General features: G+C 68.7%; 19 protein-coding genes. 8 read left to right on the top strand and 11 right to left on the bottom strand.

The window, feature by feature from the left end; translation table 11 throughout:
* The first annotated feature begins 20 nt into the window (after positions 1–20).
* The 7 genes from C8E99_RS14135 (at position 21) to C8E99_RS14105 (ending at position 7,952) form a co-directional block, all read left to right on the top strand.
* Positions 21–1,148 (top strand): PEP/pyruvate-binding domain-containing protein, encoded by a 1,128-nt coding sequence (locus C8E99_RS14135; protein ID WP_115933508.1) that lies wholly within the window; start codon positions 21–23, stop codon positions 1,146–1,148.
* 52 nt (positions 1,149–1,200) lie between these two features.
* Complete coding sequence (locus C8E99_RS14130) at positions 1,201–3,108, top strand: PEP-utilizing enzyme (RefSeq protein ID WP_115932833.1); 1,908 nt, start codon at positions 1,201–1,203, stop codon at positions 3,106–3,108.
* Positions 3,101–3,853, top strand: a complete 753-nt coding sequence (locus C8E99_RS14125; RefSeq protein ID WP_115932832.1) for an SDR family NAD(P)-dependent oxidoreductase — start codon at positions 3,101–3,103, stop codon at positions 3,851–3,853. The genes C8E99_RS14130 and C8E99_RS14125 overlap by 8 nt, the downstream gene beginning before the upstream one ends.
* 65 nt (positions 3,854–3,918) lie before the next feature.
* A complete protein-coding gene (locus C8E99_RS14120) occupies positions 3,919–4,239 on the top strand; it encodes a 2Fe-2S iron-sulfur cluster-binding protein (RefSeq protein ID WP_115932831.1) in 321 nt (106 codons plus the stop codon).
* A gap of 64 nt (positions 4,240–4,303) precedes the next feature.
* Positions 4,304–5,605, top strand: a complete 1,302-nt coding sequence (locus C8E99_RS14115) for an NAD(P)/FAD-dependent oxidoreductase (protein ID WP_115932830.1) — start codon at positions 4,304–4,306, stop codon at positions 5,603–5,605.
* Entirely contained in the window at positions 5,602–6,366 is a 765-nt protein-coding gene (locus C8E99_RS14110; RefSeq protein ID WP_115932829.1) for an HD domain-containing protein, read from the top strand. The genes C8E99_RS14115 and C8E99_RS14110 overlap by 4 nt, the downstream gene beginning before the upstream one ends.
* Positions 6,363–7,952 (top strand): aldehyde dehydrogenase family protein, encoded by a 1,590-nt coding sequence (locus C8E99_RS14105; protein ID WP_115932828.1) that lies wholly within the window; start codon positions 6,363–6,365, stop codon positions 7,950–7,952. The genes C8E99_RS14110 and C8E99_RS14105 overlap by 4 nt, the downstream gene beginning before the upstream one ends.
* An 89-nt stretch (positions 7,953–8,041) precedes the next feature.
* Here the strand turns inward: C8E99_RS14105 and C8E99_RS14100 are convergent, their stop codons facing one another.
* From C8E99_RS14100 to C8E99_RS14080, 5 genes are all read right to left on the bottom strand, one after another.
* A complete protein-coding gene (locus C8E99_RS14100) occupies positions 8,042–8,584 on the bottom strand; it encodes a CarD family transcriptional regulator (protein ID WP_245952364.1) in 543 nt (180 codons plus the stop codon).
* Positions 8,585–8,745: 161 nt separating this feature from the next.
* The gene (locus tag C8E99_RS14095) at positions 8,746–10,221 is read right to left on the bottom strand and encodes a helix-turn-helix transcriptional regulator (protein ID WP_115932827.1); all 1,476 of its coding nucleotides are present in this window, start codon (positions 10,219–10,221) and stop codon (positions 8,746–8,748) included.
* Positions 10,222–10,369: 148 nt separating this feature from the next.
* A complete protein-coding gene (locus C8E99_RS14090; protein ID WP_115932826.1) occupies positions 10,370–12,013 on the bottom strand; it encodes a dihydrolipoamide acetyltransferase family protein in 1,644 nt (547 codons plus the stop codon).
* Position 12,014: 1 nt separating this feature from the next.
* Positions 12,015–13,148, bottom strand: a complete 1,134-nt coding sequence (locus C8E99_RS14085; protein WP_115933506.1) for an alpha-ketoacid dehydrogenase subunit beta — start codon at positions 13,146–13,148, stop codon at positions 12,015–12,017.
* A gap of 44 nt (positions 13,149–13,192) precedes the next feature.
* A complete protein-coding gene (locus tag C8E99_RS14080; RefSeq protein ID WP_115932825.1) occupies positions 13,193–14,353 on the bottom strand; it encodes a thiamine pyrophosphate-dependent dehydrogenase E1 component subunit alpha in 1,161 nt (386 codons plus the stop codon).
* 185 nt (positions 14,354–14,538) lie between these two features.
* Between C8E99_RS14080 and C8E99_RS14075 the strand changes: the two genes are divergently transcribed.
* Entirely contained in the window at positions 14,539–14,988 is a 450-nt protein-coding gene (locus C8E99_RS14075) for an Lrp/AsnC family transcriptional regulator (protein ID WP_115932824.1), read from the top strand.
* A 135-nt stretch (positions 14,989–15,123) separates the two neighbouring features.
* Here C8E99_RS14075 and C8E99_RS14070 read toward each other — a convergent pair whose 3' ends face one another.
* From C8E99_RS14070 to paaA, 6 genes are read right to left on the bottom strand one after another with little or no spacing between them, the layout of a single operon-like run.
* A complete protein-coding gene (locus tag C8E99_RS14070; RefSeq protein WP_115932823.1) occupies positions 15,124–15,927 on the bottom strand; it encodes an enoyl-CoA hydratase/isomerase family protein in 804 nt (267 codons plus the stop codon).
* A 10-nt stretch (positions 15,928–15,937) separates the two neighbouring features.
* On the bottom strand, positions 15,938–17,113 hold the full coding sequence (paaE, locus tag C8E99_RS14065; RefSeq protein ID WP_115932822.1) for a 1,2-phenylacetyl-CoA epoxidase subunit PaaE: 1,176 nt from the start codon (positions 17,111–17,113) through the stop codon (positions 15,938–15,940).
* Entirely contained in the window at positions 17,110–17,604 is a 495-nt protein-coding gene (gene paaD / locus C8E99_RS14060; RefSeq protein ID WP_115932821.1) for a 1,2-phenylacetyl-CoA epoxidase subunit PaaD, read from the bottom strand. The genes paaE and paaD overlap by 4 nt, the downstream gene beginning before the upstream one ends.
* 17 nt (positions 17,605–17,621) lie before the next feature.
* Entirely contained in the window at positions 17,622–18,485 is an 864-nt protein-coding gene (gene paaC / locus C8E99_RS14055; RefSeq protein WP_115933505.1) for a 1,2-phenylacetyl-CoA epoxidase subunit PaaC, read from the bottom strand.
* 41 nt (positions 18,486–18,526) lie between these two features.
* Entirely contained in the window at positions 18,527–18,907 is a 381-nt protein-coding gene (gene paaB, locus C8E99_RS14050) for a 1,2-phenylacetyl-CoA epoxidase subunit PaaB (RefSeq protein ID WP_342767574.1), read from the bottom strand.
* Positions 18,908–18,909: 2 nt separating this feature from the next.
* Positions 18,910–19,929, bottom strand: coding sequence for a 1,2-phenylacetyl-CoA epoxidase subunit PaaA (paaA, locus tag C8E99_RS14045; RefSeq protein WP_115933504.1), 1,020 nt, complete (start codon positions 19,927–19,929; stop codon positions 18,910–18,912).
* Positions 19,930–20,104: the final 175 nt, after the last annotated feature.

Here is a 20,104-nt window from a genome sequence, read left to right as displayed (position 1 = left end):
TCCGACGGGAAGCACCCACCATGACCACCGCAACATCGGAACTGCACTCCTCCGGCCTCTACGTCCAGGCGTTCGACGACGGCCGCGAACCACTGCTGGAAATCCTCGGCGGCAAGGGCGCTTCCCTGGTCTCCATGACGGCGGCCGGCATGCCGGTCCCCCCGGGGTTCGTGGTCACCACCGCCAGCTACGACGCCTTCGTCGCCGAGGCCGGCATCGCCACCACCATCCGGGAGCAGCTGGACGGGCTGGACCCGGAGGACATCACGGAGGTCGACCGCGTCTCCGCCGCCCTCCGGGAGCAACTCCAGGAGTGCTCCGTCCCGACGGCGGCCCGCCAAGCCGTGCTCGACGCCCACGCCGCGCTCATGGAGCGCTGCGGCGGTGAGGTCCCCGTGGCCGTGCGTTCCTCCGCCACCGCCGAGGACCTGCCGGACGCCTCTTTCGCGGGCCAGCAGGACACCTACCTCTGGCAGATCGGCCTCGAAGCCGTCACCGAGCACATCCGGAAGTGCTGGGCCTCCCTGTTCACCTCCCGCGCCATCATCTACCGCCTCAAGAACGACATCCCGAACGAGGGGCTCTCCATGGCCGTGGTGGTGCAGAAGATGGTGGACTCCCGCGTCGCCGGGGTGGCCATCACCATGAACCCCGCCAACGGAGACCGGTCCAAGCTGACCATCGACTCCTCCTGGGGAGTCGGCGAAATGGTCGTCTCCGGCCAGGTGACTCCGGACAACATCGTCCTGGACAAGATCACCTTGCAGGTCGTCAGCGAGCACATCGGCAACAAGCACGTGGAGCTGGTCCCCGACCTCGGCACCCAGACCCTGGTCGAACGCCCGGTCCCCGCCGGTCGGGCCGGCGTCCGGTCCCTGACGAACGACGAGCTGACGGCCGTGGCCCGCATGGCCAAGCGGGCGGAGAAGCACTATGGCTGCCCGCAGGATATTGAATGGGCGCTGGATGCAGACCTGCCGGACGGCGAGAACCTCCTGTTGCTCCAGTCCCGGCCCGAGACGGTGCACTCGAACGGCACCGCTGGCCATCAGCCGGCCGCCCTCCATAGCTCCTCTGCTCCGGCCACGCCGGCCGGCGGCTTCGATCTCAGCTCCATCACCTCATCCCTCCTGGGGACCGGCAAGTAGACCCCCCTCCCCACCGCGTCCCCGACCCACCGTCCCGACCATTGGAGACACCATGACCAAGACATCCTTCCCGAAACCATCCGAGCTGCCGGTTCCCGCCGGCGCGGAGGGCTGGGAGAAGCTGTACCCCTACTATCTCGTCTTCCAGGACAAGCTGAAGGCCGCAGAGGACGAGAAGTTCTGGTTCTGCGACTCGCAGCACTGGCCCACGGTCTTCAAGCCCTTCGAGACGATCGGCGGGGAGTTCGCCGTGAAATGCCTGGGCCAGTACAACGCTCGCCACCTGATGATCCCGAACGCCAACGGCATCGAGTTCCGCGTGCACCTGGGCTACCTGTACATGTCCCCCATCCCGGTGCCGGAGGAGGAGATCGCGGCGCGCGTGCCCGAATTCCAGGCCCGGGTGGGCCACTACTTCCAGAACTGGGATTCCATGCTGGAGGCCTGGAAGACGAAGGTCCGCGGCACCATCGACGAGATGGAGACCCTGCGGTTCGCACCCCTGCCTGACATGGTGCCGATGGACGACATCACCTCCGGCAAGGCCAAGGACGGCACCGAGGTGCTGCTGGAGAACTATGACCGCCTGATCCAGCTGGCCTATCAGAACTGGCAATACCACTTCGAGTTCCTCAACCTCGGCTACATCGCCTACCTGGACTTCTTCAACTACTGCAAGGAGGTCTTCCCGGACATCCCGGACCAGTCGATCGCCACCATGGTCCAGGGCGTGGACATGGAGCTCTTCCGTCCTGACGACGAGCTCAAGCAGCTCGCGCGCCTGGCCGTCGAGCTGGGCCTGCAGGATCGATTCGTCCGGCCGGACGAGCCGGAGGCCACCCTCGCCGCGATCGGCGCCGCCACCGGCGGCCAGCAGTGGCTGGACCGCTGGGCGCAGGCTCAGGACCCGTGGTTCAACTTCACCGTGGGCAACGGCTTCTACAGTCATGACAAGTACTGGAACGAGCACTTCGAGCTACCGCTCGGCTACATCGCCGACTACATCCGGCGGCTCGATGAGGGCCAGACCATCATGCGCCCCAAGGAGGAGCTCATCGTCGAGAAGGACCGGATCGTCGAGGAGTACCGCGAGCTGCTCGACGGCGATCAGCTGGCCGCCTTCGACGCCAAGCGGACCCTCGCGGCCACCGCGTACCCCTACGTGGAGAACCACAACTTCTACATCGAGCACTGGACCATGGGCGTCTTCTGGCGCAAGATCCGAGAGCTCTCCCGCACCCTGCACGGCTACGGCTTCTGGGATCACGAGGACGACCTGCTCTACCTCGGCCGCAACGAGGTCCGCGACGTACTGTTCGATCTGGCCACCGGCTGGGGCGTCGGAGCTCCCGACGGACCGATCGGCCCGCACTACTGGCCCGAGGTCATCGCGGAGCGCACAGCCCTGGTCAACGCCCTGAAGACCGCACGGCCGGCCCCGGCGCTGAACACTCCGCCGGAGTCCATCACCGAGCCCTTCACCCGCATGCTGTGGGGCATCACCACCGAACAGGTGCAGTCCTGGCTCGGGGCCGGCGAGGAGGGCGAGGACGGCGTGCTGAAGGGCATGGCGGCCTCCCCCGGGATCGTCGAGGGTGTGGCCCGGGTGATCATGGACGCGGACGACCTCGCCCAGATCGAGCAGGACGAGATCCTGGTCGCCCCCGTGACGGCACCGTCCTGGGGCCCGATCTTCGGCAAGATCAAGGCCACCGTCACGGACATCGGCGGCATGATGAGCCACGCCGCCATCGTCTGCCGCGAGTATGCCCTGCCCGCAGTCACCGGCACCGGCAACGCCTCCACCACCATCGTCACCGGACAACGCCTGCGAGTCGACGGAACCCACGGCACCGTGACCATCCTGGACGGTGCGGGCGCCGCACCGGTGGTCGAGGGCCCCGGTGCCCACAGCCACGCCCACGGTCCCGCCGAGACCGGGGAACCCGCCCATGTCTGAGTCCACCGCCCGGACGGTGCTCGTCACCGGCGCGGCGGGTGGCCTGGGGCGAGCCTTCGCCGAGGGCTTCGCGGCCCGCGGCGATCGCGTCGCCGTCGCAGACGTGAACGTCGAGGGCGCCCGCGCCACCGCCGCCGCGCTGCGGGATTCCGGGGCTCAGGCGCAGGCTTTCCACGTGGACGTGACAGACCCCGCCTCCACCACCGAGCTGGCCGCCGGGGTGGCGGAGTTCGGGAACGGGAGCGTCGACGTCGTGATCAACAACGCCGCAATCTACGCGACCGTCACCCGCGCGCCGTTCGAGGACATCGACCCGGCCGAATGGGACCTGGTGATGGGGGTCAACCTGAAGGGGCCGTGGCTGGTGACGCGGGCCGTCAGTCCATATCTGTCCGAGGGGGCCCGCGTGGTGAACCTGTCCAGTGCGACCGTCTACTCCGGCTCGGCCGACTGGGCACACTATGTGGCCTCGAAGGGCGGCGTGATCGCTTTGACCCGCGTCCTCGCGAAGGAGCTGGGGGCCCGCAACATCACCGTCAACGCCATTGCCCCGGGCTTCACCCTCACCGAGGCCAGCTACGGGTTGATGGACAACGCCGAGAGCTACGGGGTGGACCGCGGCGCGATCAAGCGGGCCAGCCAGCCCGAGGACATCGTGGGCGCGGCCCTGTTCCTGGCCTCCCCGGAGGCCGGGTACGTCACCGGGCAGACCATGGTGGTCGACGGCGGCCGCCAGTTCATCTGATCGGGCCCCGCCGCAGACCCACCCTTCCCACCGACCTCACACAGACCCCACCCGGAGGAGAGACCATGCCGACCATCCACTACACCGACGACACCGGCACCACCGTCGACGTCACTGCCAAGCCGGGCGACTCCGTCATGGAGACCGCCGTGCGCAACGGAGTCACCGGGATCGTCGCCGAATGCGGCGGCTCCCTGTCCTGCGCCACCTGCCACGTCTTCATCCAGGAGGACCAGGTCGAGGACCTGCCGCCCATGAGCGAGATGGAGGACGAGATGCTCTACGGCACCGCCGTGGACCGTGAGGACTGCTCGCGGCTGTCCTGCCAGATCAAGGTCACCGAGGACATGGACCTGCACGTGACTACCCCCGAGACCCAGGTCTAATCCGCGCCTGATCCGTTCCACGGACCAGGCACCTGACTGACGACCCTTAAATGCGAGGAGCACCATGAGCACCCCGAGCACCGCGATCAGGCCCGAGACGGGCCTGCTGATCATCGGCGCGAGCCAGGCCGGCGTCCAGCTGGCCATCTCCCTGCGCGGCACCGGTTTCGACGAGCACATCACCCTGCTGGGCGAGGAGGACCACCGGCCCTATCAGCGCCCCGCCCTGTCCAAGGAGTTCCTCCAAGACACGGTGGGCAAAGAGAACCTGATCTTCCGTTCCCAGGAGTATTGGGACGAGCATGACATCGAGCTCGTCAAGGGCGCCCGGATCGAGCGGGTCGAAAAGCGGCCAGACGGTTCCGGCGTCGCCCATGCCGCCGACGGCACCGAGTATGCCTTCCGCCGGCTGGCCCTGGCTGTCGGCGCCCGCGCCCGGCGGCTGGAACTGCCCGGCGCGGACCTGGAAGGCGTAGTGTACCTGCGCAGTGCGGACGACGCGCTGGACCTGAAGTCCCGCCTTGGCGACGTCCAGGATGTGGTGGTCGTCGGTGGTGGGTTCATCGGCCTGGAGGCCGCCTGCTCGTTACACGGCATGGGCAAGGCGACGACCGTCCTGGAGTACGGTCCGCGGCTGGTCGGACGGGCCGTGGGCGAGGACACCTCCGCGTACTTCCTGCAGTCCCACCGCTCCCGCGGTCTCGACATCCAGCTGGACGCCCGCCTGGCGCGCTTCCTGGATGATGGAGAAGGTCGGGTCACCGGGGTGGAGCTGGAGGACGGCACCGTGATCACGGCCCAACTCGTCCTCATCGGTGTCGGCGTCATCCCGAACACCGAGCTGGCCGAGCAGATGGGCCTGGCCGTGGACAACGGGATCGTGGTGGACCGCCATGCCCTGGCCTCGGACGGCACCACCGTGGCGGTGGGGGACGTGGCCAACATGCCCAACCCCCTGCCGGGCGCACCGGAGGGTGAGCGCCTCCGGCTGGAATCCGTGAACAACGCGATCGAGCACGCCAAGATCGCCGCCTACTCACTGACGGGCCGGCGGGAGGAGTATGCCGGCATCCCGTGGTTCTGGTCCAACCAGGCTGATCTCAAGCTCCAGATCGCCGGCCTGACGCTCGGCTACGACTCGACCGTGGTCCGCCGGGACGAGGCGAAGGGAAAGTTCACCGTCCTGTACTACCGGCAGGGGCAGATCATCGCCGCTGACTGCATCAACGCACCCCTGGACTTCATGGCCGTGCGCACCGCCCTCGGCAAGGGACAGAACATCCCGGCCGAGGCGGCCGTTGATGCCTCCGTGCAGCTCAAGAGCATCACTGCTGAACGAACAGTGGATCGAAAGGTACCGGCATGAGCACCACCGACCAGCACACCCAGCAGGTCCCGCAGTCACCTCCCGCCTGGGAGCAGGCCGACCCGGGCGCACACGCGGACGATCCCAGGGCCCTGGCCTTCGCCGCGGCCTACCCCGAGCGTCCCATCCCGGCTGCCGGCCCGGTGGAGTCCGGATCCATCTGCATCAGCCCGTCCACGGGCTACGAGGGACTGTGGAAGGCCATCGTCCCGGAGACGCGAACCCGGGCCAACGACCTGCACCTGCCCATCGTCGCCGCCTACGCCTCGAGGTTGTGCGACGCTTACCCGGCCGCCGACCGCGAGCTGGTGATGGTCTCGATCATCCTGCATGACACGGGTTGGGCCCACGTGGACGAGTCCCGGATCATCTCCGAGGGCTTCCAGGGTGACTGGCGCAAGGCCGCCATCCGGTTCGAGCACGAGGCCGAGGGTTGCACCGTGGCCCGTCGGGTTCTGCCAGACCTCGGCTATGACGCCGCCTTCGTGGAACGGGTCTGCGAGATTATCGACGGGCATGACACCCGGCACGTGGCCTATTCCCTCGAGGACGCCCTGGTGCGGGACTCGGACCGGTTGTGGCGGTTCGACCGCTCCGGAATCGCGATGTCCTCGTCCTGGTTCGGTATGGACCCGGCCACCTACGTCGATCGGCTGGAGCGGGAGATCATCCCCGAGCTGATCTCCGAGGCCGCCCTCCAGATGGCCCGGAACGACCTGCAACGGAACCGTTCCCTGCTGCGCACCGAGGTGATCCGATGAGCACTACTGCAAGCACCCACAACGCAACTACCGCAGCCACCACCGCGGGCCAGGACGCCCGCGCCCGCCGCGCCGCCCTGGAGTTGCCGTACACCCACGTGGACGACTTCTACATCAACGGCGACTGGCGGCGGACCACCGACGACGCACGGAATCCCGTCACGGACCCAGCCACCGGCGAGCAGTGGGGCTCGGTTCCCGCTGCCACCGTCGAGGACCTGGACGTGGCCGTCGGATCGGCCCGCCGGGCGCTGTCCGGCTGGGGTGCACTCGCCGCCGCCGAGCGTGCCGAGTACCTGCTGCGGGTCGCCGACGAGATCGAGTCTCGGGCCGAGTTCCTGGCCTTGACGAACACCCGCGAGAACGGTTCACCGATCGCCGAGACCCGCGGCGCCGCCGCCAATGCGGCGGGCATCTTCCGCTACTTCGCCTCCCTGGCGGACTGGCTGGACGGCGACGACGTCCGGCCCTTCCCGGCCGGCGGCGCCGAATCGCTCGTGGACCGGGACCCCATCGGGGTCTGCGGGCTGATCGCCCCCTGGAACTTCCCCATCAACCTGGTGGTCATCAAGCTGGCCCCGGCCCTGCTCGCTGGATGCACGGTCGTCATCAAGCCGGCCTCCCCCACGCCCTTGTCCCTGCGCTTCGTCATCGATGCGGTGCACGCCGCCGGGGTGCCGGCCGGCGTCGTGAATTTCCTGACCGGACCCGGACGCTTCGGTGACGCGCTGGTCAAGCACCCCGGCGTGGACAAGATCGCGTTCACCGGCTCCACCCCGGTGGGCCGGAAGATCGCCGCCGCCTGCGGCGAACTGCTGCGGCCGGTGACCCTCGAGCTGGGCGGCAAGTCCTCCGCGATCGTGCTGCCGGATGCCGACCTGGACGCCATGGCCTCTGTGCTGGTCCGCTCCTGTCTGCGCAACACGGGCCAGACCTGCTACGTCTCCAGCCGGATCATCGCTCCGGCCTCCCGCTACGAGGAAGTCGTGCAGATGGTGGCGGAGACCGTCTCCGCGGCGACCCAGGGCGATCCCCTGGACGGGGCAACGGTCTTCGGCCCGGTCGCACACCGCGCCCAGTACGAGACCGTCATGGAGTACGTGGACTCCGCCCACGCCGAGGGCGCCCGCGCGGTGGCCGGCGGCGCCTCAGCGGACGGCGCCGCGCTGGGCCCGGGCCTTGAGGAGGGCACCTTCATCCAGCCCACGGTGTTCGCGGACGTCACGCCGGGGATGCGGATCTCCACCGAGGAGATCTTCGGCCCGGTGATCTCCATCCTGAAGTACGACGACGGCATGTCACCTTCCAGCGCCGCCTCACCGGCCGACTGGTCCGCCGACGAGGCGATCGCCCTGGCCAACAACACCGAGTTCGGCCTGGGCGGGATCGTCTTCGGCGGCGACGAGGACCGGGCGCTACAGGTGGCCCGCCGGGTGGACTCCGGTTCCGTGGGGATCAACTTCTTCGGGTCCAACCACGCCGCACCGTTCGGCGGCCGGCACGATTCCGGCCTCGGCGTGGAGTACGGGCTCGAGGGACTCAGCGCCTATCTGAGCTTCAAGTCGATCCACCGCCGGACCGCCTGATAATTGCCGCGTGGTGGCATCTTTGGAAGTGATGGACGTCCATCACCCCCGAAGATGCCACCACACAGTTGTGCAGAGGGCGGCCGGTGTCAGGCCATGGCCGGTTCCGCACCCGAGGCGTCAGCGGCGAAACCCAGCTCGTCCAGGGAGGCGCCGTTGGCCACGGCGTCGATGACTTCCACGGCCTCGTCCTCCGAGATCTCCAGGGCCAGGGCGACTTCAGCGGCCAGCGGTGCCTGGGCGGCGCGGAAGAGGTCCTTCTCGGCCATGGACAGGCCCTTGGTGTCGCGGCGGCGGCCCAGGTCCCGGACCACTTCGGCGATCTGCTCGAGCAGACCTGAGGCCACCCGCTCCTGATTGGCCTTCATCCGGCGGGACCACTGCTTTTCCTCCACACCGGTCGGCTCCTGCACGACCTCGAGGAGGGTGCGCAGGTGGGCCCGGCCGTAGACCTCGCGGACGCCGATCTCCTCCACCTTGGACTCCGGGATGGACACCACCAGGTTGTTGCTCCGGATGGTGAGCTCAATGTAGGTCACCTCCGTCCCCTTGACGGTGCGCTGCGTACGGTTCGTGACCGCAGCGGGACCGTGGTGGGGGTGAACAACAAGCTTGCCGGGGCTCAACTGCATGTATATGTCACTTTCCTTCGGTGCGAAGGCCTCCCCCAGCACCTGGCCCGTCCACGGGCCGGGTGCTTTCCGTGAGTTTGGCTGGACTCCATTTTCTCACAAATACGGGACAGGTGCCGCCCTATGCCCTAGGCTTCTCCCCCTTGACAACACCGCCCCGCTTAATGCTCCTGCGAGCGCAGGAATTCGAAGACCTCCACCTCGTCCACGCCGGGAAAGGCCCCAGAGGGCATGGCGGCGAGCAGGTGAGCGTTGGCCCGGGCTGCCGGCCACGCATGGCCTCCCCAGTCGGCCTCCAGGTCCGGGGACGGCTGCCGGCAGCAGGTGGGATCCGGGCACCGGGACACGGAGCGCGAGGTGGTGTCCGCGCCGCGGAACCAGCGGGCATGGTCGAAGGGCACGCCGATGGACAGGGAGTAGAACCCGGAGGAGTGCGCCTCCACCACGGCGGTGCACCAATACGTCCCGGCCGGGGTGTCCGTGTATTGGTTGAAGGCACGGAACCGGTCGGCCACGCCGAACACCTCGCGTGAGGTCCAGTTCCGGCACACCTGCTGCCCCTCGATGGCGCCGGTGTGGTCCGCGGGGAAGGACACGCCGTCGTTCTCGTAGGCCTTGTGGATGATGCCGGACTCGTGGACCTTCTGGAAGTGGCACGTGATCCCGAGGTGCTCCGTCGCCAGGTTGGTGAACCGGTGGGCGGCGGACTCGTAGGACACCCCGAAGGCGTCCCGCACGTCCTCGATGGCCAGGTCCCGTTGGGCCTTGGCGTTCTTCAGGAACTTCACCGTCTCCTTCTGCGGCATCATCAGGGCGGCCGCGAAGTAGTTGGTGTAGACGCGCTGGCGCAGGAAGTCCGAGTAGTCGGCGGGCTCCCCGTGCCCGAGCACATAGGCGGCGATCGCCTGCAGCAGCACCGACCGGGGGTCATGGTCCGGGTTACGGGCCCGGGAGAGGTAGAACCGCCGGTTCTTCAGGTCCGTCACCGAGCGCGTGGAGTGCGGCAGGTTGGAGACGGAATGCACCGAGAACCGCAGATGGTCGGCCAGGTCAGCGGCGGCATGGTGGCTGAGCGGCCCACCGGAGTGCCCGACGGCGTCCAGCAGGTCCTGTGCCTTTCGCTCCAGCTCCGGGTAGTGGTTGTTGTGCTCCTTCATCTCCTGGCGCAGTTCGGAGTTCGCCCGCCGGGCCTCCTCCGGGGTGGCTGCCTGCTCCTCCATGCGCCGGTTCAGCTCCGCCTCCAGCCCGGCGATGACCTCGAGCACCTCCGTGGGGGTGCGCGGGGAGATCTTGATCTGCGGCAGCCCCAGGCTCGCATAGTGGTCGGTGCGCTGGGCCTTCTCCACCACGATCTCCAGGGCGGCCCGGCGGCTGGGAGCCTCGGATGCCAGCAGTTCCTCCACCGTGGCACCGTGCAGACCGGCCAGCCGGGAGAGCAGGGAGAGCCGGGGCTCCCGCTTGCCGTTCTCCACGAGGGACAGGTGGGACCCGGTGGCGCCCACGGCCTCGGCGGCCTGGTCCAGGGTCAGTCCGGCCTCCTTGCGCAGGTGGCGCAGGCGCCGGCCGAGCACGACCGGGTCGAGATCGGGGGTGACGGTGTGGGCACTGGCGGACGCAGCGGAAGAAGTGAGCACCATCACCCCATGATAGTCAATTAGATCCGCTTTTGACTCGCAACCGTGACACTCCTGCCTTGATTCGCCCTTAAGCGCGACATCTTGACCGCTGCCGCACCCGCGCGTTGCGTCCACCCCTGCGAGGTGGACCAGACCGGAGCAGGACGGATCAGAGGTCCGCCAGCACCCCCATGGGGTTCTCGAAGCAGTCCGCGACGAATCGCAGGAATCCCCCGGCGGTGCCGCCGTCGCAGATCCGGTGGTCGAAGACCAGCGAGAGCTGCATGACCTTGCGCACGGCCAGCTCGCCGTCCACCACCCAGGCCCGGTCGATGATCCGTCCCATCCCCAGGATCGCGACCTCGGGATGGTTGATGATCGCCGCGGAGCCATCGGTGCCGAACACCCCGTAATTGTTGATCGTGAAGGTCCCGCCGGACAGTTCCCGCGGGGTGCCCTTCCCGGAGCGGGCCACCTCGGTCAACCGGCGCAGCTCTTCGTTCAGTTGCCGGGCGGTCATCGCGTGGGCGCCCCGGATGGAAGGCACCACCAGGCCGCGCTCGGTCTGCACCGCGAAACCGAGATTGATGCCGTCGAAGGACACGATCCGGTGCCCGCCCGCGCCGTCCTCCTCGAAGCGCTGCGCCAGCTCGGGGTACCGGCCCAGGCCGGCGAGCGCAAACCGGGAGGCGAAGGCCAGCAGTCCGGGCACCTCCTGGTCCCCGCGTGCCTTCAGTGACGCCCGCAGCTCCAGCAGCGGGGTGACGTCCACGTCCACCCAGATCGTGGCCTCCGGGATCTCGCGGCGCGAGCGGCTCATGGCCGCGGCGGTCACCTTGCGCACCCCGGACACGGGCACGACGCCGGCCACCCCCAGTCCAGTGCGCGGGTCCAGTTCCTCCGTGGGTTCCGGGGCCCACGCTCCCTCCCCGACCGCCGCCGGGCTCGACGCGGCCGCCCTGCCGGCGATCGCTGTGGCGTTTGCGGTGGCCAGGGTGGGACCCGTGGCGGTATCCGAACCCGGAGAACCAGCTCCAGCTCCAGCTCCAGCTCCAGCCGAGGCCAGCACATCGGCGCGCACGATCAGCCCGGCCGGGCCGGTCCCCCGCACGGTGGCGAGGTCCACCCCGTGGTCACGCGCCAGCCGGCGCACGAGCGGGTTGACCACCCGCGGGGCTGAGCGAGTCAACTCTGACGCCTCCGTCGGCGACCCTGCAGTCGGTGACGCAACGGACGACGATCCGGCGGCCGGAGTATCCGCGGCAGCCTTGCGCCGGCGGGTGCGGCCGGTCGCGGCACCACCGGGGGTGCCGTAGCCGATCAGGACGTTGCCAGAGCCGGCGTCGTCCTCCGGGCCCGCCTGCGCCGCGCTGTCCGATGTTCCCCGTGCTGCAGGCCGCACTGTGTCCTCCGCGCCGGGTGCCTGCCCCGAGGCGGCCGCGGCCTCGGGCCGCACCCCGGCGCGCTCCTCCTCACGGTAGGACTGGGCGCCCTCGGCCAGAGCCGGGGCACCAACGGAACCAGCGGAACTCTCGGAACTGTCATCGTTGGAACCGCTGTCACCAGACGCCACGCCGTCCTCGACGGAGACCAAAGGCTTGCCGACCTCCAGGGTGGTGCCGGCCTCCGTGTGCAGGGTTGCCACGGTGCCGCCGAACGGGCTGGGTACCTCGACGAGGGACTTGGCGGTCTCGACCTCGACGATCGGCTGGTCCACGGCCACGGTGTCCCCGGCGGCCACCAGCCACCGGATGATGTCGGCCTCGGTCAGGCCCTCTCCCAGGTCCGGGAGCAGGAAGGTGCGGATGGTCATGTCAGTCCTCCCACTGCAGGTCGTCCACGGCGTCCAGGATGCGGTCCACCGAGGGCAGGAAATGGTGCTCCAGCTTCGGCGCCGGATAGGGGATGTCGAAGCCCGTGACCCGCAGTACGGGCGCGGCCAGGGAGTGGAAGCAGCGCTGCTGGACGCGGGCGGTGATCTCCGCGGCAACGGAGGCGAATCCGGTCTCCTCGGTGATAACCACGGCCCGGCCGGTCTTGACCACGGACGCGACCACGGTGGCGTCGTCGAAGGGGACGATCGTGCGCACGTCCACCACCTCCAGCGAGCGCCCCTCCTCCTGGGCGGCGGCCGCCGCGGCCAGCGCGGTGGGCAGGGACGGACCGTACGCGATCAGCGTCGCGTCGGTTCCGGTCCGCGCGACGGCGGCCCCGCCGGATTCCAGCGCGGCCCGCGGATCCGCGCCGGCCCCGGGACCGGACCGGCCGGCGTCGTACTGCTCGCGCAGAGCATCCAGGTCGACCCGGTCCTTGGCGAAGTACAGCTTCTTGGGCTCCATGAAGACGACCGGGTCGTCCGAGTCGATGGCCGCCCGCAGCAGCAGGTAGGCGTCGGTCACGGTGGCCGGGGTGACGACCTTGAGGCCCGGGGTGTGCGCGTAGTAGGCCTCCGAGGAATCGCAATGGTGCTCCACGCCGCCGATGCCCCCCGCGTACGGGATGCGGATGACGATGGGCATCGCCACGGCCCCCCGGGTGCGGTTGCGCATCTTCGCCACGTGCGAGGCGATCTGCTCGAAGGCCGGATAGGCGAAGGCGTCGAACTGCATCTCGATCACCGGCCGCATCCCGTTGATCGCCATGCCCACGGACATGCCGGCAATCCCGGACTCGGCCAACGGGGTGTCGAAACACCGCTCCGTTCCGAAACGTGCGGCCAGGCCGTCCGTGATGCGGAAGACCCCGCCGAGGGTGCCCACGTCCTCGCCGAACACCACGACGCCGGCATCGGCGGCCAGCGCATCGGCCAGGGCCGCGTTGAGGGCCTTGGCCATCGTGACCGGCCCCGGCGGTGCCGGGGCCACCGGGGAGTCGGGCCGCGGTCCGGGGACACCCGCCCCGCCGGCCCGGGTGGTGGCCTCCCGGGCCGCGTCCACGGCGTTGTCCATGGTGTCGACTGAACCGATGTCCGGGCCGGTGGTCTGGCGGGCGCTCATGATGCCTCCTCGCGGGCGAGTTCCTCGGACAGCTGGGCGGACTGCTCGGTCAGCTGTGGAGTGGGGACGGTGTAGACGTGGGCGAAGAGATCCTGCGGGTCGCCGGTCACGTCCTGATTGAGTCCGTCCCGCAGCTCGGCGGCGACCTGCTCGGCCTCCCGCTCGAAGCGGGCCTGCAGCTCGTCGGCCAGCAGGCCGCGACCGGTCAGGTAGGTGCGCATCCGCTTCACCGGGTCCTTGGCCAGCCATTCCTGCACCTCCGCGTCCTCGCGGTACCGTGTGGCGTCGTCGGCGTTGGTGTGGGCCTGGATCCGGTAGGTCTGCGCTTCGACCAGCAGGGGACCCGCACCGCCGCGGACGAGGCGCACACCCCGCTCGAGGACGGCGAGCAGCGCGACGAGGTCATTGCCGTCCACGCGCTCCCCCGCCATCCCATAACCCACAGCTTTGTGCGCCAGCGACGGCGCCACCGTCTGGCGGGCCAAGGGCACGGAGATGGCGTACTGGTTGTTCTGGACGAAGAAGATCACCGGCAGATGGAAGACGGCCGCGAAGTTCAGTGCTTCATGGAAGTCACCCTCGCTGGTGGCCCCGTCCCCGCACAGGGCCACCACCACGGTGTCCTCCCCGCGCAGTCTCGCCGCATGCGCGGCCCCGACCGCGTGCAGCAACTGGGTGGTCAGCGGGGTGGACTGGATGCCGACCTTGTGCTTTCCCGGATGGTAGCCACCGTGCCAGTCACCGCGGAAGACGGTCATAGCCTCCACGGGCGGGACCCCGCGGGAGATCACGGCCACGGTGTCCCGGTAGGTGGGGAACAGCCAGTCCCCCTCCTCCAGGCAGGCCGCGACGGCGACCTGGCAGGCCTCCTGCCCGTGGCTGGAGGGGTAGACCGCCATTCGGCCCTGACGCACCAGCGCGGAGTTCTGGTCATTGATGCGCCGGCCCACCACGAGGCGGCGGTACGCCTCCAGCAGGTCCTCGTCGGCCGGGACGGGGTAATCGTGACCCGGCTCCGGGTCCGGGCCGGCACCCAGGAGCCGGCCCTCCTGGTCCACCATCTGGATCAGGTCGCGGGCCGGCAGCATGTAGTCCTCCGGCGTAATGCCGAAGCTGCGGGCGGCATCGGTGATGCCGATGCGGGTGTCCTCGCTCATCGTTCCTCCTGGGCCGCGTGCCGGCCGTGGTCCACGTCACTGCGGTAGTCACTTTGTAACCACCAGTGTGGATCGAGCCGAGGCTTCGTCGCCGCCGCACGGCAAGACTGTGGACGAATGGCGGAAATTGCTTATTCTGGTGGATGTTCTGTAACAGTGCACCGCCTCTGTGAGGGAGGGATTCCATGGGCCCCGTGCCCGCACCGATCGACTTCGTGGATGAGCAGATCCTGGCCGAGCTCACGAGGGACGGCCGTCAATCGGTGACCGCCCTGGCCCAGAGGGTCCATATCTCCCGCGCGCATGCCTACGCCAGGATCAACAGGCTGCAGCAGGACGGCGTCATCACCCGCTACAGCGCGGTGGTGGACCCGGTCCGTGCGGGCCTGCGCTCCTCGGCCTACGTCACGCTGAAGCTGCGCCAGCACGGCTGGCGGGAGGTCAGGGAGACCCTCGCGAAGATCCCGGAGGTCTACCATGTCAGCCTCGTGGGCGGGAACTTCGATGTGCTGCTGCTGGTCCGGGCGAGGGACAACCTGGACCTGCGCCGGGTGGTCTTCGATCTCATCCAGCCTCTGCCCGCGGTGCTGGACACCCAGACGTTCGTGATCTTCGAGGACGCGGACACCCGGTAGAGCACCGTGCCTCGAGACCCTGATGTCCGGCTACGTCGGATACCCGCCCACCCCCGGACGTTGAGTTGAGTTGGGGTGGGTTCTTCGTCACACGCCCACCCCAACTCGACTCAAAGCGGTGGTGGTGCGGGGAGGTCAGCGGGGCGCGGGTGTGCTGGCGACTCCCTGGAACACGGGCCGGCGCTTCTCCTGGAACGCGGCGAACCCCTCGGCGTAGTCGGCCGTGCCGCACAAGTCGGCCTGGGCCTGGTTCTCCTGGGCCACCGATTCCCACAGGCCCAACCGCTGATCGCGGACCTGGGCCACAAGCTCCTTGGAGGCCAGGAAGGCGCCGGTGGCACCGGTGGCCACCTTCGCCACGATGCCGCGGGTATCCTCCAGCAGGCTCTCGGCGGGCAGGGCCCGGGAGAACAGTCCGGACGCCACCGCCTCGGCACCGCTGATCAGCTCCGCGGTGTAGATCAGATCCAGGGTGCGATGGGCGCCCAGCCGCTCGGTGAACAGCCAGTGCCCGCCGGAGTCCAGCGTGGCCCCCAGGTTCGCGAACGGCGAGCCGATCTTGGCGTTCTCGGCCACGTAGACCACGTCCGTGGCGATCGCCAGCCCGAGTCCGACGCCGAGGCACGCGCCCTGCACCGCTGCGAAGGTGGGTGCCGGGAAGGCGCTCATCTTCTGCAACAGCGGGGTGACTTTCCCTCCGAGGTAGCCCAGGACGTCATCGTCGGCCGGGGTGACCCCGGAGATGTCTCGTCCTGCGCAGAACCCGCGCCCCTCACCGCGCAGCAGCAGGGCGCGCACCTCACCGCGCGAGGCGGCGGCAGCGGCGGCGTCGTAGGCCTTCTCTAGTTCGGCGAGCGCCTCGGCATTGAGAGCGTTCATCTTCTCCGGGGCGTTGAGGACGACCTCGGCGATCCCGTCGGCCAGGTTCAGTTCGATCATGCGGTTCCTCCTAGGCGTCGTAGTTGACGACGAGCGTGTCCGAAGTGGGGTGGGACTGGCAGGTCAGCACGTAGCCCTTCTCGATCTCATCCGGCTCGAGCGCGAAGTTCTCATCCATCTCCACGGTGCCCTCGACCACCTTGGCCCGGCACGTGCCGCACACGCCGCCGGCGCAGGCGAAGGGCACGTCTTGGCGGACCCGCAGAGCGGCGTTGAGCACCGACTCGCGTTGACCCTTCGGGGTCTTCACCTCGCCCTGCAGTCCGTCCAGGGTGAAGGAGATCTGGAAATTCTCCCCGGCCTCGTCCACCTCCACGGGACGGCCGATGTTGCCCTCCGGGCGGCCCTGCTGAGGGTCGCCCGTGGTGAACAGCTCGTAGCGGACCTTGCCCGCATCCACGTCCAGGGCGGTCAGCTCGTCCCGGACCAGCTGCACCAGTTCGAACGGGCCGCAGAGGAACCACTCGTCCACCGTCTCCGGCCGCATCACCGTGGACAACAGGGTGGAGAGCTTCTCGTGGTCGATCCGGCCGGACAGCAGCGGTGAGATCCGCTGTTCCCGGGTCAGGATGTGGTGCAGGGCGAAGCGGGCGGGGTATCGGTCCTTGAGGTCGGCCAGCTCTTCGAGGAACATCACGTCCATGGCGGCCCGGTTGGAATACACCAGGTCGAACCGGACTTGGTCGTTGGAGGCCAGCACGGTGCGGGCGATCGCGATGACCGGGGTGATGCCGGATCCGGCAGCCACTGCGACGAACGAGTGCTCGGTGTCCGTGTCGATCGACTCCGGATCGTTCAGCTCGGTCATCCGGTGCTGGGAGATGAACGCGCCGGCGGGACTCATCACGTCGATGGTGTCCCCCGCCATCAGGTGCTCGTTGGCCCAGCTGGAGAAGAGCCCGCCGAGGTCCCGCTTGATAGCCACGCGGATCTCTCCGGGCCTCGGCTCGGCGCAGATCGAGTAACTGCGGCGCACCTCGTGCAGTGCGCCGTCCTCGCCCGGCAACTCCTTGCGCAGGGCCACGTACTGGCCGGCCGCGTAGTCGTAGTCGTCCACCAGCTCCTCGGGCACCGCGAAGGTGACCTCCACGGCGTCGGCGGTCAGGCGGCGGACGCCGGCCACCTCGAGGGGATGGAAGGTGGCGCGGCGGCGTGCGGGGGCGGCCTCGGTGGCGGTAGCGGTCATGAGAGCACCTTGAAGTAGTCGAAGGGTTCCAGGCAGTCCCGGCAGGAGTACAGGGCCTTGCAGGAGGTGGAACCGAAACGGGCGAGTTCGCGGGTGTTCAGCGAATGGCAGTGCGGGCACTTCACGGCCAGGCCGAGGGTCACGGTGCCCCGGTGGCCGGTCCCGGTGGGCGGGGCGATGCCGTACTCCTCGAGCTTGGCCTTGCCGGCGTCCGTCATCCAGTCGGTGGACCAGGCCGGGGACAGCACCAGGTCCACTCGCACCGTCCCGTAGCCGGCCGCGGCGAACTCGTGCTCAAGGTCCTGTCGAATGGCATCCATGGCCGGGCACCCCGAATAGGTCGGGGTGATGGTCACGACGACGGCGCCGTCACCGTCCTGCTCGACGTCCCGAAGGATGCCCAGATCGGCGATGGTCAACACCGGGATCTCCGGGTCGGTGACCCGGGACGCGATCTCGTGCAGGGATTCGATGGTGGTGGCGGGTGCCATGGTGGTCCTCCTGACGTCTACCAGGTGGCGCCGGGATGCTTGCGGGCGAGCACCTGCATCTCGGCGAGGATGTATCCCAGGTGCTCGGAGTGCTCGCCGCGGCGGCCCCGGCACAGGGCGGTCGGAACCTCCGGGACGGCCAGTGCGGACCGGTCGAGGATGTCCCGCAGCCGGTCGTCCCACTCTGCACGCAACGTGGAGGGACGCACGGCGATCCCCTCGAGTTCATCGTGCAGCGGTTCGTCCTGGAACAGTTCGTCGATGTAGGGCCAGAGCTTGCCCAGGGCCGCGCGCATCCGGTGGGCGGACTCCTCGGTACCCCGGCCGAGACGCAGGGTCCACAGCTCGGCGTGCTCCAGGTGGTAGTCGACCTCCTTGAGTGCTTTGGCGGAGATGGCGGCGATGGTCTCGTCAGCCGAGTGCACCAGCCGGGCGTAGAGCTGGTGCTGGTAGAGGGCCATGAACAGTCCGCGCACCATCGTCTCGGCGAAATCACCGTTGGGCTGCTCCACCAGGTGCAGGGAGGTGAATTCCTCCTCTTCGCGGAAGTAGGCCAGGTCGTCCTCCGTCTGGCCCCAGGCCTTTCCGGCGTAGCTGAGGAAGGAGCGGGCGTGACCCAGCTGGTCGAGGGCGATATTGCCCAGGGCGACGTCCTCCTCCAGCTCGGGCCCGCGCGAGATCCAGTGCGAGAGCCGCTGGGCGAGGATCAGGGCGTCATCGCCCAGATGCAGGGCATACCGGGCGACGGCGTCGCCCGCGGGTGCCGTCTGCTGCAGGACGATGTCCTCCGGGCGCAGTGCATTGCCGGGGGTGACGCGCGTGGCCGACGCCGCGGCGTCGCCGAAGCTGTCGAGGCTATGGTCCAATAGCTGGTCGGACATCTGGCCGGGCTGCCCCGTCCCCTGTTCGGTGGAGGTGCCGCTCACAGGTGCTTCACCCCTTCGCTTTCCTTGTAGTAGGTGGCGTGGCGGTAGTCCTTGCCTTGAGGCGATTCGAACATCATGTCCTTGGCATCAGGGTCCGAGGTGGTGATGTCCGTGGAGCGGACCACCCAGAGGGAGACGCCCTCGTTGCGCCGGGTGTAGAGATCCCGCGCATTGCGGACCGCCATCTCAGCGTCCGGCGCGTGAAGCGAACCGGCGTGCACATGGGACAGGCCCCGGGACGAGCGCACGAAGACCTCCCAGAGCGGCCAGCCGGCCGACGTCGGAGGCTTCTGGCCGCCTTCGCCGGGCTGGTTGTTCTGGTTGTCTTGGTTGTTCTGGCCGTCCTGGCCGTCTTGGCCGATTACGGTGCTGCTCAAGGTCATGCCACCTCTGCCGTCTGATCTTGCTGATTCTGCTGGTCCTGCTGGTCCTGTTGCTTCCGGGCGTAGGCGGCTGCGGCTTCACGGACCCAGGCCCCGTTCTCATGGGCCTCCCGGCGGCGGGCCAACCGCTGGGCATTGCAGGGGCCACCTCCGGAGACCACCCGCTTGAACTCGTCCCAGTCCAGCTCCATGTGCAGCCACTGACCGGATTCCTCGTCGTAGCGCAGGTCCGGATCCGGCAGGCTCAGGCCAAGAACCTTGACCTGCTCGACAATCATGCCGACGAACCGCTGACGCAGGTCGTCGTTGGAGAAGCGCTTGATGTTCCAGGCCATAGACTGCTGCGAGTTCGGCGAGTCCTGATCCGAGGGTCCGAACATCATCAACGCCGGGGCGTAGAAGCGGTTGATGGCGTCCTGGGCCATCTTCTTTTGAGCCTTGCTGCCGCGGGACAGTTCCAGCAGGATCTCGAATCCCTGGCGCTGATGGAACGACTCCTCCTTGCAGACGCGCACCATGGCCCGCCCGTAGGGGCCGTAAGAGGCACGGCACAGCGGCACCTGGTTGGCGATGGCCGCGCCGTCGACGAGCCAGCCGATGGCACCCATGTCCGCCCACGTCCGAGCGGGGTAGTTGAAGATCGAGGAGTACTTGGCGCGTCCGGTCAGCAGCTGATCGTTCAGGGTGTCCCGGTCGGTCCCCAGGGTCTCGGTGGCCGAGTACAGGTAGAGCCCGTGGCCGGCCTCGTCCTGCACCTTGGCCATGAGGATGGCCTTGCGCTTGAGGCTGGGGGCGCGGGTGATCCAGTTGGCCTCCGGCTGCATCCCGATGATCTCGGAGTGGGCGTGCTGGGACATCTGCCGGGTCAGCGACTTGCGGTAGGCCTCGGGCATCCAGTCCCGGGGCTCGATGCGGGAGTCCTCGGCGATGATCGCGTCGAACCGGCGCTCGCCCTCGATGTCCTCCGGTGTCCGGACGGCAGCCAAGTGCCCGCCGGAGCTCTTCTGTTCGGCCATGGTGACCACCTCATTCTCGGATTCGCCGGGTGCGGTTCGGCGGATGTCGTCTCACGGTGCCGCAGGGGCCTGGTCGGGAGCCGATGTATTTACCGACCGTTCGTTCAGTATATAGGCATCGGCTCGCCGTTCGTCAACACGCGCCCTACGCTGAGCGCGACCGGGAACTTGACCC

This window comes from Citricoccus muralis, from assembly GCF_003386075.1.
In the GTDB taxonomy this organism is placed as follows: domain Bacteria; phylum Actinomycetota; class Actinomycetes; order Actinomycetales; family Micrococcaceae; genus Citricoccus; species Citricoccus muralis.
This window is presented reverse-complemented; position numbering and strand designations above follow the sequence as displayed.